The organism is Solibacillus faecavium (assembly GCF_014836905.1).
Taxonomy (GTDB): Bacteria; Bacillota; Bacilli; order Bacillales_A; family Planococcaceae; genus Solibacillus; species Solibacillus faecavium.
In genome coordinates this window covers 92702-109894 of the sequence record NZ_JACSPZ010000008.1, presented here as the reverse complement: position 1 = coordinate 109894, position 17193 = coordinate 92702, and the positions used below count along the sequence as shown (strand labels likewise).

17 protein-coding genes and 1 other annotated feature are annotated in these 17193 nt (G+C 38.5%); of the genes, 2 read left to right on the top strand and 15 right to left on the bottom strand.

The genetic code is table 11. The features are described 5' to 3' along the window. Nucleotides 1–4 precede the first annotated feature (4 nt). The 7 genes from rlmB to H9635_RS15000 all read right to left on the bottom strand — a co-directional run bounded on the left by rlmB (nt 5) and on the right by H9635_RS15000 (nt 7110). Complete coding sequence (rlmB, locus tag H9635_RS15030; RefSeq protein WP_225231331.1) at nt 5–868, bottom strand: 23S rRNA (guanosine(2251)-2'-O)-methyltransferase RlmB; 864 nt, start codon at nt 866–868, stop codon at nt 5–7. A 2-nt stretch (nt 869–870) separates the two neighbouring features. Further along, on the bottom strand, nt 871–1284 hold the full coding sequence (locus H9635_RS15025) for a Mini-ribonuclease 3 (RefSeq protein ID WP_191701133.1): 414 nt from the start codon (nt 1282–1284) through the stop codon (nt 871–873). After that, nucleotides 1285–2688: a cysteine--tRNA ligase gene (gene cysS / locus H9635_RS15020; protein ID WP_191701132.1), complete on the bottom strand. Its 1404-nt coding sequence runs from the start codon at nt 2686–2688 to the stop codon at nt 1285–1287. Nucleotides 2689–2778: 90 nt separating this feature from the next. Next, nucleotides 2779–3001, bottom strand: a binding site (T-box leader). Nucleotides 3002–3072: 71 nt separating this feature from the next. After that, nucleotides 3073–4533: a glutamate--tRNA ligase gene (gene gltX / locus H9635_RS15015; RefSeq protein WP_191701131.1), complete on the bottom strand. Its 1461-nt coding sequence runs from the start codon at nt 4531–4533 to the stop codon at nt 3073–3075. A 198-nt stretch (nt 4534–4731) separates the two neighbouring features. Beyond that, the gene (ispF, locus tag H9635_RS15010; RefSeq protein ID WP_191701130.1) at nt 4732–5208 is read right to left on the bottom strand and encodes a 2-C-methyl-D-erythritol 2,4-cyclodiphosphate synthase; all 477 of its coding nucleotides are present in this window, start codon (nt 5206–5208) and stop codon (nt 4732–4734) included. Nucleotides 5209–5309: 101 nt separating this feature from the next. Then, the gene (gene ispD / locus H9635_RS15005) at nt 5310–6011 is read right to left on the bottom strand and encodes a 2-C-methyl-D-erythritol 4-phosphate cytidylyltransferase (RefSeq protein WP_191701129.1); all 702 of its coding nucleotides are present in this window, start codon (nt 6009–6011) and stop codon (nt 5310–5312) included. Between the two features lie 13 nt (nt 6012–6024). Beyond that, complete coding sequence (locus tag H9635_RS15000) at nt 6025–7110, bottom strand: PIN/TRAM domain-containing protein (RefSeq protein ID WP_191701128.1); 1086 nt, start codon at nt 7108–7110, stop codon at nt 6025–6027. Between the two features lie 287 nt (nt 7111–7397). Between H9635_RS15000 and H9635_RS14995 the strand changes: the two genes are divergently transcribed. Next, nucleotides 7398–8045 carry an acetate uptake transporter gene (locus tag H9635_RS14995; protein WP_191701127.1) on the top strand — a complete coding sequence of 216 codons (648 nt, stop codon included), beginning with the start codon at nt 7398–7400 and terminating at the stop codon, nt 8043–8045. A 131-nt stretch (nt 8046–8176) separates the two neighbouring features. On the opposite strand, the gene radA is transcribed toward H9635_RS14995, so the two are convergent. The 7 genes from radA to H9635_RS14960 form a co-directional block, all read right to left on the bottom strand. Continuing rightward, nucleotides 8177–9550 (bottom strand): DNA repair protein RadA, encoded by a 1374-nt coding sequence (gene radA, locus H9635_RS14990; protein WP_191701126.1) that lies wholly within the window; start codon nt 9548–9550, stop codon nt 8177–8179. A gap of 148 nt (nt 9551–9698) precedes the next feature. Further along, nucleotides 9699–12143, bottom strand: a complete 2445-nt coding sequence (locus H9635_RS14985) for an ATP-dependent Clp protease ATP-binding subunit (protein WP_191701125.1) — start codon at nt 12141–12143, stop codon at nt 9699–9701. Beyond that, a complete protein-coding gene (locus H9635_RS14980; RefSeq protein ID WP_191701124.1) occupies nt 12140–13237 on the bottom strand; it encodes a protein arginine kinase in 1098 nt (365 codons plus the stop codon). The genes H9635_RS14985 and H9635_RS14980 overlap by 4 nt, the downstream gene beginning before the upstream one ends. Beyond that, complete coding sequence (locus tag H9635_RS14975; protein WP_191701123.1) at nt 13234–13776, bottom strand: UvrB/UvrC motif-containing protein; 543 nt, start codon at nt 13774–13776, stop codon at nt 13234–13236. The genes H9635_RS14980 and H9635_RS14975 overlap by 4 nt, the downstream gene beginning before the upstream one ends. A gap of 12 nt (nt 13777–13788) precedes the next feature. Next, complete coding sequence (locus H9635_RS14970) at nt 13789–14253, bottom strand: CtsR family transcriptional regulator (RefSeq protein ID WP_191701122.1); 465 nt, start codon at nt 14251–14253, stop codon at nt 13789–13791. Nucleotides 14254–14429: 176 nt separating this feature from the next. After that, complete coding sequence (locus H9635_RS14965) at nt 14430–14735, bottom strand: DUF4870 domain-containing protein (protein ID WP_191701121.1); 306 nt, start codon at nt 14733–14735, stop codon at nt 14430–14432. A gap of 121 nt (nt 14736–14856) precedes the next feature. Further along, on the bottom strand, nt 14857–15069 hold the full coding sequence (locus tag H9635_RS14960) for an acyltransferase (protein ID WP_191701120.1): 213 nt from the start codon (nt 15067–15069) through the stop codon (nt 14857–14859). A gap of 167 nt (nt 15070–15236) precedes the next feature. On the opposite strand from H9635_RS14960, the gene H9635_RS14955 reads away from it, so the two are divergent. Further along, on the top strand, nt 15237–16550 hold the full coding sequence (locus H9635_RS14955; protein ID WP_191701119.1) for a globin-coupled sensor protein: 1314 nt from the start codon (nt 15237–15239) through the stop codon (nt 16548–16550). A 100-nt stretch (nt 16551–16650) separates the two neighbouring features. Here the strand turns inward: H9635_RS14955 and H9635_RS14950 are convergent, their stop codons facing one another. Further along, nucleotides 16651–17142, bottom strand: a complete 492-nt coding sequence (locus tag H9635_RS14950; RefSeq protein ID WP_191701118.1) for an acyl-CoA thioesterase — start codon at nt 17140–17142, stop codon at nt 16651–16653. Between the last annotated feature and the right edge of the window lie 51 nt (nt 17143–17193).

The following is a 17193-nucleotide window of genomic DNA, read 5'->3' as shown; positions in this document are numbered from 1 at the left end:
AACCTCATCCGTTAGCTTCTTGTCGTTTACGGTACACTTCATACATAAGCAGTGCTGCTGCTACGGAAGCGTTCAATGATGTAACATGACCAACCATTGGTAAGTGATATAAGAAATCACATTTATCTTTTAAAAGACGGCTCATTCCTTTACCTTCACTACCAATAATTAATGCAAGCGGTAATGTTGCATCCATTTTACGATAATCGGCCGAACCTTTAGCATCTGTTCCCGCTATCCAAACGCCACGGTCTTTTAACTCGTCCACTGTTTGGGCTAAATTCGTTACACGCACAACTGGTACATGCTCGATAGCGCCCGTTGAAGCTTTTGCAACAACTGCCGTTAAACCTACCGCACGACGCTTCGGTATAATGATACCATGTACACCGATTGCATCTGCCGTTCGCATAATTGAACCTAAGTTATGAGGGTCCTCTAGCTCATCTAAAATAAGGAAAAACGGATCTTCATTTTTTACTTTTGCCACTTCAAATAAGTCATCTAGCTCTGCGTAGTCATATGCTGCAACAGATGCAACAATTCCCTGATGGTTTTCTGCTAGTTTATCTACTTTTTGCTTTGGTACAAATTGAACTAACACACCTTGCTCTTTCGCTAAGTCCATTAATTCCTGTACACCTGTTTTCTTAACACCTTCAGCGATCCATAATTTGTTGATTTCACGACCTGCACGTAGCGCTTCTAATACCGGATTTTTCCCGGCAATCATTTCTCCGGTTACTTCCTCTTGGGCAGCCTGAGGTTTTTCCTGCTGTTTTTTATCGTGAGCTTTAAAGGTATCCGCCTTTTTGTCGCGACCTTTAGCATCGCGCGGCTTACGACCTTGCTGTCTTTTTTCTGCCATAGTTACTCTCCTTTTGAATGTTCTACGATTTCTATTGCGTAATCTATAATTTCATTTGCCCGGTCATGTTCTTTGCTTAAAAATAAATAGCCTAAAACAGCCTCAAAGCCCGAACTATTTCGATATGTGCGAACATCTGTATTTTTAGGGACAGAGCCTGATTTGGCATTGCGCCCTCTACGGAAAACGGCTTGTTCTTCATCTGTCAAATAGTTTTCGTCAATCATGCGATGTACGATGTTTGACTGAGATTTGGCCGAAACATATTTTGTCGCTTCTTTATGCAATGTATTTGGCTTTGCGCGACCAGATAAAATTAAATATTCTCGAATTCTTTGTTCAAGCACGGCGTCCCCCATATAGGCGAGCGCCAGTGCATTTAACTGTATGACATCATGCGGTGTTAAGTTTTGCATCTATTGTCCTCGTTTCCAGCGTGTTCCTTGACGAGTATCTTCCAGCACAATATCCATACTTAACAATTGGTCACGAATTTCATCTGACCGTGCAAAATCTCTGTTTTTACGAGCTTGGTTACGCTCTTCAATCAATGCCTCTATCTCTTCGTCCAATAAACCAGCTTCAATTTTCACTTTAATTCCCAATACTTCTCCAATTGCATCAAACATATTTAATATCGCTTGCAACACAGCTTTATCAGTATTAGTTTCTTTTAAATAAACATTGGCAATATGTGATAGTTCAAACAATGCCGAAATCGCATTTGCTGTGTTGAAGTCATCATTCATTGCATTTTCAAAATCAACTTTCACTTGATTAACTTTCTCAAGCCATTGTTCGCTGTCATCCCCTAAGCTTGCCGATAATGCCAAACGGTGCTCAGCATTTGCATAAGAGGTACGAATACGATCCAATCCGTTTTTCGCCGCTTCCACTAAATCTTGCGCGAAGTTGATTGGGTGACGATAATGAACAGACAACATAAAGAAACGCAGTACTTGCGGATCGATTTGCTGACGAATATCATGCACTAATATAAAGTTACCGAGGGATTTTGACATTTTTTCATTATCAATATTAATATAGCCATTATGCATCCAATAACGTGCAAATGTTTTATCGTTATGCGCTTCTGATTGCGCAATTTCATTTTCGTGGTGAGGGAATGTTAAATCCTGACCTCCTGCGTGAATATCGATTGTATCACCTAAATGCTCACGTGCCATAACAGAGCATTCAATATGCCAACCTGGGCGTCCTTCTCCCCACGGAGAGTCCCATTTAATTTCCCCTACTTTGGCTGCTTTCCATAAGGCAAAATCTAACGGGTCTTCTTTCTTTTCACCTGCTTCAATGCGAGCGCCTACTTTTAAATCATCGATCGATTGGTGGCTTAACTTTCCATAGCCATCGAATTTACGTGTACGATAATAAACATCGCCTTGAGATTCATATGCATAACCCTTATCAATTAGCACTTTAATAAATTCAATAATATCGTGCATATGCTCTGTTACACGTGGATGGGCATCCGCTTTTTGGCAACCCAATGCAGTAATGTCTTCAAAATATGCAGCAATGAAGCGGTCTGTTAACGCCGATGTTTCTTCTCCCAGCTCATTGGCAGCTTTAATAATTTTGTCATCAACATCGGTAAAATTCGATACGAATTTCACTTCATAGCCGGCATACTGGAAATAGCGTCGTACCGTATCATATACGATGACTGGACGTGAATTTCCGATATGAATGTAATTGTATACTGTAGGACCACATACATACATTTTCACTTTGCCATCCTCTAATGGAATAAAGGGCTCTTTTTGTCTCGTTAACGAATTGAAGATTTGAATACTCATTTTGCCGCTCCTTTTTATATACATTCTTTTTTAATTAAATATTCACTTTTTATTTCTACAAAAAAGCGTCTCCATCACCTAGTTAAAGGTGACAGAGACGCTATACGCGCGGTTCCACTCTGGTTGAAAAAATACGAATACTTTTTCCGCTTGAAAGTCCTTTAACGGGGACAAATCGACTTAACTTACTATAATTTCAGTTAAATACTCGAAGGTGCATTTCAGCTTTGCCTAGACCTAGATCACTTTCAGCCGGTGATGATCCTCTCTAATAAGGTATGCGCCGCGTACTTCTCCTTCTCAACGTGCTAACTTTATATACAATTTACATTCATTTTACATTTATTTTCTGAAAAATCAATCATTAATATTACTCTTAGATAACTATTCAGCAAACTTCCCGACACGGGCGATTGTTTTTTCCTTGCCGATTAAGGAAATGGCGTTCGGTAATTCCGGTCCATGTGTTTGACCAGTCGTCACAACTCGAATCGGCATGAATAGGTTTTTACCTTTTACCCCTGTTTCTTTTTGCACGGCTTTAATAGCCGCTTTAATTGAGTCTGCATCAAAGGATTCTAAAGTTTCTAACTGAGTTTTAAATGCAGCCATAACAGCTGGCACTGTCTCACCTGCTAATACCTCGTTTGCTTCTTCATCATATGCAATTTCTTCTGTGAAAAATAGGCTCGATAATTCTACGATTTCAGCCCCGAAGCTCATTTGCTCATGGTAAAGTGCGATTAAATCAGAAGCCCATACATGCTGCTCTTCTGATAACTCTTCTGGTAGTAAGCCTGCTTTTTGTAAGTGTGGCAATGCTAGTGCAACAACTTCTTCACGAGACATTTTTTTAATATATTGGTTGTTCATCCATGTAAGTTTTGTTTTATCAAACATTGATGGTGATTTTGATAAACGTTTTTCATCAAAAAGCTTAACAAGTTCATCATGAGAAAAGATTTCCTCTTCCCCTTCCGGAGACCAGCCTAGTAAGGCAAAGAAATTAAACATTGCTTCCGGTAAATAACCAAGCTCTTTATATTGCGTAACGAATTGAATAATTGATTCATCACGCTTTGATAATTTTTTGCGCTCTTCATTTACGATTAATGTCATATGGCCATATTGTGGATATTCCCATCCGAAGGCATCAAAGATCATCATTTGTTTTGGTGTATTCGATAAATGCTCTTCTCCTCGGAATACATGCGTAATTTCCATAAAGTGATCATCTAATACAACAGCATAGTTGTATGTTGGAATTCCATTTGCTTTCACAAGCACCCAGTCACCAACATCCTTTGATTCAAACGATACTTCACCACGAACTAAATCATTGAAGTTATATGTCACATCTGCTGGTACACGCATACGGATTGTATATTGCTCGCCCGCTGCTTCTTTTGCAGCAACTTCTTCTGATGTTAAGTGACGGCATTTCCCTCCGTACATTGGAGCAGCAATACCCTTCGCTTTTTGAGCGTCACGCTCTGCTTCTAGCTCTTCTGATGTACAGAAACATTTATATGCTTGACCTGATTCCAACATCTTTTCTGCATGCTCTTTATAAATATCCAGGCGCTCCATTTGGCGATACGGTGCATACGGCCCCCCAATATCCACTGACTCATCTGGTACAATACCTAACCAACGTAAGTTATCAAGTTGAGAAGCTTCTCCACCCTCTACATTACGCTCGATATCTGTATCTTCAATACGTACTACAAAAGTTCCGTTATGATGTTTTGCATATAAATAGTTAAATAAAGCTGTACGTGCGCCACCGATATGTAAAAATCCTGTTGGCGATGGTGCATAACGAACTCGAACTGTTTTCGTCATAATATTGCCTCCTAATTTTAGCGTTAATACGCTCGACCATTTTTAATATAAAAAGTATACATTTTTTTATATGTGTAAGAAAGAACATTATATTGCACTATACTTTCACAATAAGTGTCTTTTTAAACCTTGTCCATTCTACCACTGTCAGTTACTAAGTTAAAGCAACATATGTTGATTTTCACACCTAATTTTGCCTTAAGCTTTCACTAAAAGAATTGTTGCCATTGCGGCAATACCTTCTTCACGACCAACAAATCCCAATTTTTCGGTCGTTGTTGCTTTTACATTTACTTGTGAAGGCTCTGCATTTAATAATTCTGCGATACGGTTTTGCATTTGCGCAATATATGGCGCCATTTTTGGACGCTGAGCCATAATCGTGCAATCTACATTGCCTAATTTGTAGCCCCGTTCTTCAACCTTTTTCCAAATGTATTCAAGTAACTTCGCTGAATCGGCATCTTTCCACTCTGGATCTGTATCCGGGAAGTGTCGACCTATATCTCCTTCACCAATTGCCCCTAATGCTGCATCTGTCACGGTATGCAAAAGTACATCAGCATCTGAATGCCCTAGCAAGCCGCGCTCATGGGGAATTGTAATCCCACCTAAAATTAATGGACGTCCTTCTGCAAACTCATGAACGTCAAAACCTTGTCCTATTCGAAACATAATAATGCTAGCTTACAAAGTAAACTAGCTTTCACCTTCTTTCTGCTAATCTCATTACCCATAGTATAATCAACTTCTACAAAAAAAGCCTTGAAAACCTTTTACTTTTCAAGGCTCTTTCTAAAGTTATGTTTTTCTAAAATAGCTTCTCCAAAAATCAAGTCTTCCTGAGTCGTCATTTTTACATTTTCGTAGCTGCATTCTACGATGTGAATATCATGCCCTAATCGTTCTACTAGCATCGCTTCATCCGTTCCTAAAAAACCAACCTTTTCAGCTACATCTTCTGCTTCAGCCAATAAATCATACCGGAATGCTTGCGGTGTTTGAACCATCCATAAAGACTCACGGTCAATTGTTTCTTTAATGAGTCCATTCTGCACAATTTTCATCGTATCTTTTGCACGAACGCCTGCAATGGCTGCTCCTTTTTCGTATGCAACCTTTGCAAGTTCTGTAATTTTTGGAATCGTAATAAAAGGCCTTGCTGCATCATGAACAAGAACAACCTCTACTGCCTTCATTTCTTTAATACATGAATGCACTGAATGTTGCCGTTCTTCTCCCCCTGTAGGTAGCCCTTTTACTTTTGTAATATTATAATTTTCGATGAGCGATTGTATAAATAATCGTTCCTCATCCTTTACTGCTAGCCAAATTCCTGTGCAGTTTGCATCTTGTTCAAAAACAAGAAGAGTATGCACTAAGATGGGTTTATCCGCTAAGTTTAAAAATAGTTTATTTTGCCCAGCGCCCATACGCTTCCCACTACCTGCTGCCGGCAAAACGACTTCATACCGCAAAATACTTCACTTCCTAATCTTCTTTTGGCTTCGCGAAAATCATTCGCCCGGCTGATGTTTGTAATACACTTGTTACCGTTACTCTAATCGCCTGCCCGATATAGCTACGACCGCCTTCTACAACAATCATCGTACCATCATCTAAATATGCTACCCCTTGATTGTGTTCTTTACCATCTTTAATCACAACTACTTGCATATCTTCACCAGGAATAACGACAGGCTTGACCGCATTTGCCAAATCATTAATATTCAATACTTTTACACGGTGCAATTCGCAAACTTTATTTAAGTTAAAATCATTCGTTAAAATTTGTGCACTCATATTTTTAGCTAAACGGACCAACTTTAAATCTACTTCAGCCACATCTTCAAAATCTACTTCAGTAATAAGGACTTTGGATGACCGTTCATCCTGAAGACGCTTTAGAATATCCAATCCTCTGCGACCACGCGTACGTTTTAACGTATCAGAAGAATCTGCAATATGCTGAAGCTCTGTTAGTACAAACTGAGGCACGACTAAAATCCCTTCAACAAACCCTGTCTCGGATATGTCCGCTATACGCCCATCAATAATAACGCTCGTATCAAGCAATTTATATTGCTCTTGCTCCTGTTCCTGCAATTCTTTTCCAGATGTCTCATTAATACGCTTTTTGTTGGATTTCCCTGTAAAAATCTGCATAAGCTCGTCACGCTTACTAAAGCCTAATCTAAAGCCTAAATATCCTAGTACAATCGATAAGATTGCTGGAACAACCGCAGTAATTACAGGTATATTCATTTGATTAATTGCCACACCAACTAATGTTGCTACACTTAGCCCTACAATTAAGCCAAGCGTCCCAAACAACAAATCTGCTGCAGGCAATTTAAATAATACTTCTTCTAACCATGTAATTAATTTTACAAAGTAATCGGATAACGCAAACGATAGAACAAATAATAAAGCAGCACCTATCGCAACACTAAAGTATGGATTATTAAGCCACGGATTGGATGATAAATTCATAAATTCGTATAATGGCGGTAAGAAAATGAGACCTAATGCTCCACCGATAAATAAAAATGCTACTTGGATAATTCTTTTTAACATTTACTATCACCTCCATCAATAATTATACATATAATGCCCTGTTCATGCGAAGCACAACCATCAATATCGCAGCAAAATAGAAATATTAATTAAAGACTCTATTTATGTAAGTTCCATGTCTTCATTAATATTAAACATTTGCAGAGAATTCTCCCTTTCTATTTGTTGAATTTACATTATATCTTTTCGATTATTACAGAGTTCGTTCAAAATTATACTCACACATAGCATTTAGATATTATTTTAATATAATAGAAAAATGACAACATAGAATAGGAGAATACGTTATGGATACAACAAAAGAAATAAAAATCTCAACCGCTGACCCATCTGCAATCGGGTTATTCGGTTTAGCTATTGTGACATTTGTGGCTTCAACTCAAAAATTGGGATGGACTGAAGGTTTAGGTTTAGTCATTCCCTGGGCAATTTTCTTAGGTGGGATTGCACAATTTTACGCGTCAGTATTAGATTCAAAGCATAATAATACATTTGGTGCGACAGCATTTGGCGCATATGGTTTATTTTGGATGGGTGTAGGTATGAGCTGGTTCGTTCAAGCCGGTGTGTTCGGTGAAGCATTGCAAGCATCTGTTGATACACGTCAGCTTGGCTTTGTGTATCTAGGGTATTTAATCTTTACCCTATTTATGACGATTGGTGCAGCTGAAACAAATAAAGTTTTATTTTCTATCTTTGTAATGATTGATTTACTATTTATTGGTTTAGCATTAAGCTCATTTGGGATAATGGAGCACGGTATGCATTTATTAGCCGCTTATTCTGAATTAATTATTGCGCTTTTATCACTTTACGGTGCAGGGGCTAATGTATTAAACAAGCATTTCGGCTTCAATTTCTTACCGATTGGAAAGCCTTTTGGCATTTTCACAAGAGAAGCATTTGAAAAGAAAGATAAAACTGTAAAAGCATAATTTATTGTTGTACAAAATAAAGCGTCGCAATTTGGTTTCTACCCATTGCGACGCTTTTTTATCTACATTGTTCCCCGCTTTACGGACAACTTCTATTTTCTCCCGCGCTCATCGAGAACACAAAAGGTTTACTATAAATTTTGAAAAGATTCCCGAAGTGCATCACTAATCGTTTCAACACCGACCACTTGTATATCTGCAGGGAACTCCCAGCCCCCAATATTTGAGGCAGGAATAAATGCGCGTTTAAACCCTAGCTTTGCCGCTTCTTGTACACGCTGCTCAATTCTAGAAACACGACGTACTTCACCAGTTAACCCTACTTCCCCAATAAAGCAATCAGTTGGGCGTACTGTTTGATCTTTAAAGCTCGAAACAATACTCGTTAATACCGCTAAATCAATTGCCGGCTCATCCAGCTTCACCCCACCGGCAACTTTAATATAGGCATCCTGTGCCTGAAGCATCATACCCATCCGCTTTTCCAATACTGCCATTAAAAGCTGCACACGGTTTTGATCAACCCCTGTAGCCATGCGTTTTGGATAATTGAAACTTGTCGGCGTGATAAGTGACTGTATTTCCACCAAAATCGGTCGTGTCCCTTCCATTGACGCCACAATCGTCGAACCCGGTGCACCTTGTGAACGTTCCTGTAGAAACAGCTCAGACGGATTTAATACTTCTTTCAATCCACCGTGGAGCATCTCAAAAATCGCAATTTCATTTGTAGAACCAAAACGGTTTTTTTGACTCCGTAAAATACGGTGGTTATGGTGACGCTCCCCTTCAAAATACAAAACAGTATCTACCATATGTTCTAAAATACGCGGCCCTGCAATCTGACCTTCCTTTGTAACGTGACCAACCAAGAAAATCGCGATGTTTTTCGTTTTCGCAATACGCATTAATTCTGCTGTACATTCACGTACTTGAGAAACACTCCCCGGCGCACTCGTTACCTCTGGATGATGTACTGTTTGAATTGAATCGACAATAACAAATTTCGGTTGTACCTCATCAATTGTTTGATTTAAAAATTCCAGATTTGTTTCCGAGTAAATATAAAGCTCTGGAGTGTGTACACCTAAGCGTTCGGCTCTTAGTTTCGTTTGACGTACAGATTCCTCGCCGGAAATGTATAACACACGCTTTCCTTGATTAGAAAGAAGAGCAGATACTTGTAATAGTAATGTCGACTTCCCTATTCCCGGGTCTCCCCCTATCAATACAAGTGAGCCTGGGACAATTCCGCCGCCTAGAACGCGATTAAATTCATTCATTTCTGTGGCAATACGTGTTTCTTCCTGTACCTCCACATGAATAATAGGTGTTGCCTTTGTAGCGGTTGTAGAATGCTGGAAAGCACCACGCGGCCCTTTTGTGATGACTTCGACTTCTTCGTTCATCGTATTCCATTCGCCACACCCTGGGCAACGTCCCATCCATTTTGCCGCTTCATAGCCACAGCTGCTGCACATAAATTTCGATTTCTTTTTTGCCATTTTGCTAGCTCCTTCGAATGTTTGTTCCTATAATTGTACACGAAACAAAATCGAATACCCACTAATCAGTCGTAAAATTCATTTTGGGCTTCAAAAATGGCTAAAAAAAGACGAGGCAGGAAATAACCTACCTCGTCTTTTTATTCCATTAATTTGTTGATACTTTTTCTTGTGTACGGACGATGAACTCATCACTTACATAATCAAGTACCACTGTTTGCGATTTATCTAATGTCCCTTTTAACAGTTCTTCAGATAAACGGTCTTCTACATGTTTTTGCAATGCACGACGTAATGGGCGGGCACCATATTGTGGATCGTAGCCTTCTTCAGCAATCTTTTCAAGTGCAGCATCTGTAAGGTGCAGCTCAATTTCTTGCTCTTTAAGACGGTTTGTTAAAGAGTTAGCCATTAATGATACGATTTCTTTTAAGTGAACTTTCTCTAATGAGTGGAACACAATCATTTCATCAATACGGTTTAAGAACTCTGGGCGGAATGCTTTTTTCAGTTCTTCCAGCATTGTACCCTTCATATCTTTATCTTTCGATTCATTTAATCCTGCACTAAATCCAACATGCTTACGGTATTTCAATGCATCCGCACCAACGTTTGATGTCATAATAACTACCGTATTACGGAAATCTACAACACGACCTTTTGAATCCGTTAAACGACCATCTTCCAGTACTTGCAATAAGATGTTGAATACATCTGGATGTGCTTTTTCGATTTCATCAAGTAATACAACTGAGTATGGTTTACGACGAACTTTTTCCGTTAATTGACCGCCATCATCAAAGCCCACATAGCCTGGAGGTGAACCAACTAAACGTGAAGTCGAATGTTTCTCCATATACTCTGACATATCTACACGGATCATCGCATCTTCATCACCGAACATTACTTCTGCCAGCGCCCGTGCAAGTTCCGTTTTACCGACACCTGTAGGACCAAGGAATATGAATGAACCGATTGGACGTTTAGGATCTTTTAATCCCGCGCGTGCACGACGAATAGCTCGTGAAATTGCTTCCACCGCTTCACCTTGACCGACTACACGCTTGTGTAATTCTTCTTCAAGGTTCAGTAATTTTGCAGATTCTGCTTGTGCAATTTTAGAAACTGGAATTCCAGTCCACATTGCAACAACTTGGGCAATGTCATCTACATATACTGTCGACTCTTCTTTACCCTGCTTTTCTTTCCATTCCTTTTTCATTTGCTCTAGCTCTTGTTTTAGCTTTTGCTCCGAATCACGTAACGCTGCTGCCTTTTCAAATTCCTGACCTGAAACAGCTGCATTCTTTTCGGATTTTATGCCTTCTAACTTATCTTCCAGTTCTTTTAAATTCGGTGGAACTGTATATGAACGTAAACGTACTTTCGAACCTGCCTCATCAATTAAGTCAATCGCTTTATCCGGTAAGAAACGGTCTGAAATGTAACGATCTGATAATTTCGCCGCCGCTTCTACTGCTTCATCCGAAATTTTCACACGGTGATGTGCTTCATAACGGTCACGTAAACCTTTAATAATTTGGATTGTTTCATCAACAGACGGCTCATCGACTTGGATAGGTTGGAAACGACGCTCCAATGCAGCATCTTTCTCAATATATTTACGGTATTCATCAAGTGTTGTGGCACCGATACATTGTAATTCCCCACGAGCTAAAGATGGTTTTAAAATGTTTGATGCATCAATTGCACCTTCAGCACCACCTGCACCGATTAGTGTATGAAGTTCATCGATGAACAGAATAATATTTCCTGCTTGGCGAATTTCATCCATAACTTTTTTCAAACGGTCCTCGAATTCACCGCGATATTTTGTACCTGCTACTACAGTACCCATATCAAGTGTCATAACACGTTTGTCACGTAGTGTTTCAGGTACTTCATTATTAATAATTTGCTGAGCTAATCCTTCAGCAATGGCTGTTTTACCGACACCTGGCTCCCCAATTAATACTGGGTTGTTTTTCGTACGGCGTGACAATACTTCCACGACACGTGTAATTTCTTTTGAGCGTCCAATGACAGGATCAAGTGAACCTTCTCGGGCAACTGCTGTTAAGTCACGTGCTAAACTATCCAACGTCGGTGTATTTACAGTTTGCGCCATATTTGACGTTCCACTATTATTGGCATCATTATTTCCTAAAAGTAATAAAACTTGTTGGCGTGCTTTATTAATACTTACACCTGTGTTAGCCAATACTCGTGCTGCCACACCTTCTCCTTCACGAATTAATGCCAATAGAATATGTTCTGTTCCTACATATGCATGACCTAATTTACGTGATTCGTCCAATGAAAGTTCGATTACTTTTTTAGCACGCGGTGTGTAATGTACGATAGGTCCAACCTCCTCGGTACCTTTCCCTACTAATTCCTCTATGCCTGTTTCAATCATTTGAGGGCTAATATTAATTGCTTCCAATGCTTTTGCAGCAATCCCGCCACCTTCACGAATTAAGCCAAGTAAAATATGTTCTGTTCCAATTTCTTTATGCTTAAGGCGAATTGCTTCTTCTTGAGCAAGTTGTAATACTTTCTGAGCACGTTGTGTGAATCGATTGAACATCATAAAAAATCCTCTCCTTTTTCCCCATTGTTTGTAGCTTCATCTTGCTCGTTTAACTTATCTTGTAAAAGCTTTGCACGATACATATCGCGCTCTGCTGGTTGCAAAGTAGTACCAATATATTGCTGAATGAGTCCAGGTTGCATTAAAAGCATGCACTCATTTAATTTACGCTGTGAAATAGGTTCTAATAATCCTAAACTTACCCCAAGACGGACATTGGATAAACAGCTTGCGGCTTCTTCACTCGGTAAAATTTTTGCATACTTCAATGTACCAAGTGAGCGACTTAAACGGTCTTCTAATATTGAAGGCGCTCGCATCAACAAATTCTTCCGAGCAAGCTGTTCTTTTTGTATCACTTGCTCTACTACTTCTTGAAGCTCCTGCAAAATTGTTTCTTCAGATTTACCTAAAGTGATTTGATTAGAGATTTGATAAATATTACCTAAATTTTCACTTCCTTCTCCATATATACCCCTCACTACCATTCCTAATCTTGTCATCATCTGAATTAAGGCATTCATTTGTTTAGTCATCGTAAGTGCTGGTAAATGAAGCATGACAGAGGCTCTAAGTCCCGTTCCAACATTGGTCGGGCAACTTGTTAAGTATCCATATCGGTCTTCATATGCATAGTTGATTGACTTACTTAAGTAGCGGTCAATTGTTCTAGCTTCCTGAAAGGCTTCTTTTAAGTTCATGCCTTGTGTCAGGCTCTGAATCCGAATATGGTCCTCTTCATTTACTAATATGCTAATGGATTCATCTTTTGTTAAAAAAAATGATCCTATTTTTTTTCTTCGTGCCAAGTTAGGGCTTATAAGGTGCTTCTCCACTAGGATTTGACGCTGTAATACAGGCATATCTTTTATTTGGAAGTAGGAAAATTGATAAGGGTTTACGTCTGTAGATAGTAGAACCTTCATCATTTTATCTTCGACTACCTGTGCCTCTTCTTCTGTAAAACTTATCGGAAATCGAGTATTGGCAATATTACGAGCAAGTCGAATGCGTGTGCTTATGACGATATCCGATTCGCTTTCATGTTGCATCCAGCTTGGACTAGCATTCGTTAGAAAATGCTCGATGTTCATGCGTTCCCCTCTCCTTCCTGTTTAATTTTATTTTCCAATTCACGTACTTCATCACGAATCAAGGCTGCGTCTTCAAAGCGTTCCTCAGCAATCGCCTGATGTAATAATGTACGGAGTTCGTTAATTTGTTGTTCGATTTTTTCTTTTGATGGGGCATTTTTTTCGTACCCTACATGCTGTGTGCCTGCTTGAATGCGCTCAAGCAACTGTGGTAATTGCTCGCTAAATGTCTCATAACACTGACCACAACCAAATTTACCTTGCTTTAAAAATTGTCGGTACGTAAACCCACAAGAAGGACATGCTTTTTGAGTGGTAGGCTGTTTCGTTGCATTTTCTTTTTTTGCATTCACCGGTACAAAATTGAACCAATTCGATATAAGTTGTTGAAGAGAGGTTGGCTCTTCACTCACATCAAATTGAAATGGATGGAATTGTGTAGCGCATACTTCACAATAGTGACGTTCCACTTTCTGACCGTTATGAACTTGTGTTACGGTTACATTTGCATGACGCTGCTTACAATGCTCACATATCATATATTTACACCTCTACTTTTCAAAAGAAATCGTTTTTAGCATTGCATGCATAATGCGTGCCCTTAACTGATCACGGAGTGGTAAACCTACCTGTAATGTGACACGATCGAGGGCTACTTTCATAATGCTTGCTTCACGCTCGGTAATAATATCCTCTTCCAACAATCGATAAATAATATGCTCTGCATTCGTCTGTGCAATGACATTCCCTATCTGTGTTTCCATTTCATCTAATAAGTTTTTCTTTGAGTGGATTGTTACTCGCAAAATTCGAATATAACCGCCACCCCCGCGTTTACTCTCTACATAGTATCCGTGTTCGGTCGTGAAACGCGTATTGATGACGTAATTGATTTGGGAAGGAGCACAGGAAAATTGCTTGGCTAATTCATTTCGCTTTATTTCAATATGTCCCTGTCCATCTAATTCAATAACTTCCTTCAAATACCCTTCAATTATGTCAGATATATTCCTCATGCTGTTCTCACCTCTCATCAACTGACTTTGACTATCTTTGACTTAAATATACAATATTTATTTTTTGTAATGCAACTATTTGCTCTTACTTAAGTTTCCCCTAAATCACAACAATAAATCCCTATTAATGTAAAAAAACAGCCGAGTTTGTTTTGTACAAACTCGACCGCTTAATCTTAGACCCAACGACCGACAATTGGATAATTCCAATCTTGGTCTGATAATGCTTTTATAATTCCTATCACTGGAGCACCCCAGAAGATTATGAAGAACACCAATAAGAATGGTAAACCGATTAACACAATTGTGAAGATCCCTGCAATTGTTAATAAAATACCAAATACAACTTGGAATAGTAATGCTTGCATTGCAGTACGTTTTACTTCGGATTCAGTAGTTATTAAGAAAAATAGAATCGGCACTAAGAAAGGAGCAAAAAAGGCACTCGCATGTATAATAATTTTTGACCATTTAGATTCCATTTGTTATCAACCTCACTTTGTATTGTTAACTTATTTACGAATAATATTCATAAAAGTTTCATAGCAGGAATAAAAAAATCCCGATTCTTTTATCGAGATTTCTTAGAGAACAAACTTCTGATTAATATGGACCTCTATCATCAGGGTTATCCCCTTCTTGAGGAAATAAAAAATACGAAATTATAGCTGTTAAAATGGTAGCTCCTATCACAATCAATATTCGATCACGGTCGCCTACTTCTGCATAATTATTAACTAACATAATATAAGAAGCAATTGCAACCCCTAATGACAATGGTATAACAAATTTTAAACGACCTTTATGAAATTTCATTTTTTCTACGCCCTTTGAATCTATTTTTGTTAGTTTCTATCATACCTCGTTTAATTTTAAATTACAAATTCTTCAATAATAAGAATTTATACCGAAATAATAATGATAATACCAATAAAAAATAGTAAGATTGTAATAGTTGGAAAATTAATGAAATGAGGAATAGTATGGGCATTCTATTTGCAAGAGCGACTAAAGTTTCAAAAAAACCTTACTTTGATATAGATAAATATTCTCAAGAAGTTTCTTTAGATGTTTCGAAGTATCCCGATTTAAATAAACAGCTTCAATTATTAAAATTAACAAACGATGACTTAGCCATAATAAAACAGCTGGAGCCCTTTGCACCAGAAATCATTCCTACTATGGTGGAACAGTTCTATGCAGCAATTAGTTTAAGTACGGAGCTTACTGATATTATAAATAATACAAGTAAAATAGACCGATTAAAAGTTACTCTATACAAACATTTAGAAAGTATTTTTAAAGCTTCAATTGATTCGCATTACTTAGAAGAGCGTCAGACAATTGCACATGTACATGTCAGAATTGGTTTAAAATCAAAATGGTATATTGCTTCGTTCCAATCCTTAATAACGACATTTATTGAGTTTATCGAAAAGATTGATATGCCGAACTCCGAAATGGGTAAAGCCATTAATGCTTTCTCGAAAATTATTAATCTCGAACAGCAGCTTGTTATCGAAGCTTATGAAAAGGAAGAACAGCGAATTCGTATGGAAAATGTAGAGTTGCAAACAAAACTAATCGACCGGATTCAAAATACCGCACAGGAATTGTATAGCATTAGTGATGAAACAAACGATTCTTTACAGGAAATAGCCAGCCAATCTGAAGAAATCGCTTCTAATACAGAGCAAGGTTTAAATTTAGTCGCGGAGACAGAAGACAAATCGACAACCGGCACAACCTATTTAGTAAGTCAAACGGCAATTATGACGACGATTTTAGACCGAGTAGAGACATTGGAAACTTCAATGGTTACACTTCGTCAATCCTCTCAAAAAATTGCTGATATCGTAGGGTTAGTTACAGGTATCGCTGATCAAACGAATTTACTAGCGTTAAATGCATCTATTGAAGCTGCCCGTGCAGGAGAACATGGTAAAGGTTTTGCTGTCGTAGCGGATGAAGTTCGAAAGCTTGCAGAAGAAACGAAAAAAGCAGTTCAAAATGTGTCGCAATTAATTAAAGAAACTGAGCTCAGTATTACCCAAATGTCTCATTCTGTTTCGAGTGTCGATGAGCAGGTCAAAATGAGTGTCGATACTCAAAAAAATTTAGCGGATTCATTTACTTCTATTACAGAAGCTGTATCCGGCATTAAAAAGAAATATGAAAATACTAATGAAGACATTCATACCATATCCTCTGTCATTACGGGATTAACACATACAACCAATCTTGTCTCAACTTCTTCTGATTCGTTGTTGCGCATCGTTCATGAATTAAATAACTAATTTTCAATTAGCGGTGTTTTAAATAGCTATTAAGAAAAATGAAAAGGCAGTGGTAAAAGGTTTCCCTTTATCACTGCCTCCTTTGATTATTGCTAAATTGTCATTTAAGCAGGCGATTTTTTGATAAGACCCGCTTTTGCTTTCGATGTTCTTGACGAATAGGACCTGTTTCAAATAAATGACGTTCAAAATCCGTTTCCGGCTCAACACCTGGTACTTCTTTCGGATTGCCATTTCCATCAATTGCAACCATTGTCACGAAAGATTCTGTCGTTAATTTTTTTGCTCCGGTTTTAACATTTCTAGAAACTACACGTACATACACTTCCATTGATGTACGTCCCGTCCCAGAAACGACTGCCTCTAGCTCTATCATATCACCTGCATATGCTGGTGAGACAAAATCTACGGAGTCGAAAGATGCTGTGACGACCTCTCCCTGAGAATGTTTCATTGCTGCAATTGCCGCAATCTCATCAATATATGCTAATACTTTTCCCCCGAATATAGATTGATGGTGATTCGTATCAGGAGGTAGTACTAATCGAGTTTGGATAGATTTTGAATAACTCATTGGTAAAGTTGTTTTCATAAATATCCTCCTTTCTAACTACACTCCATGTTACTATTCGATAGGGCAAAG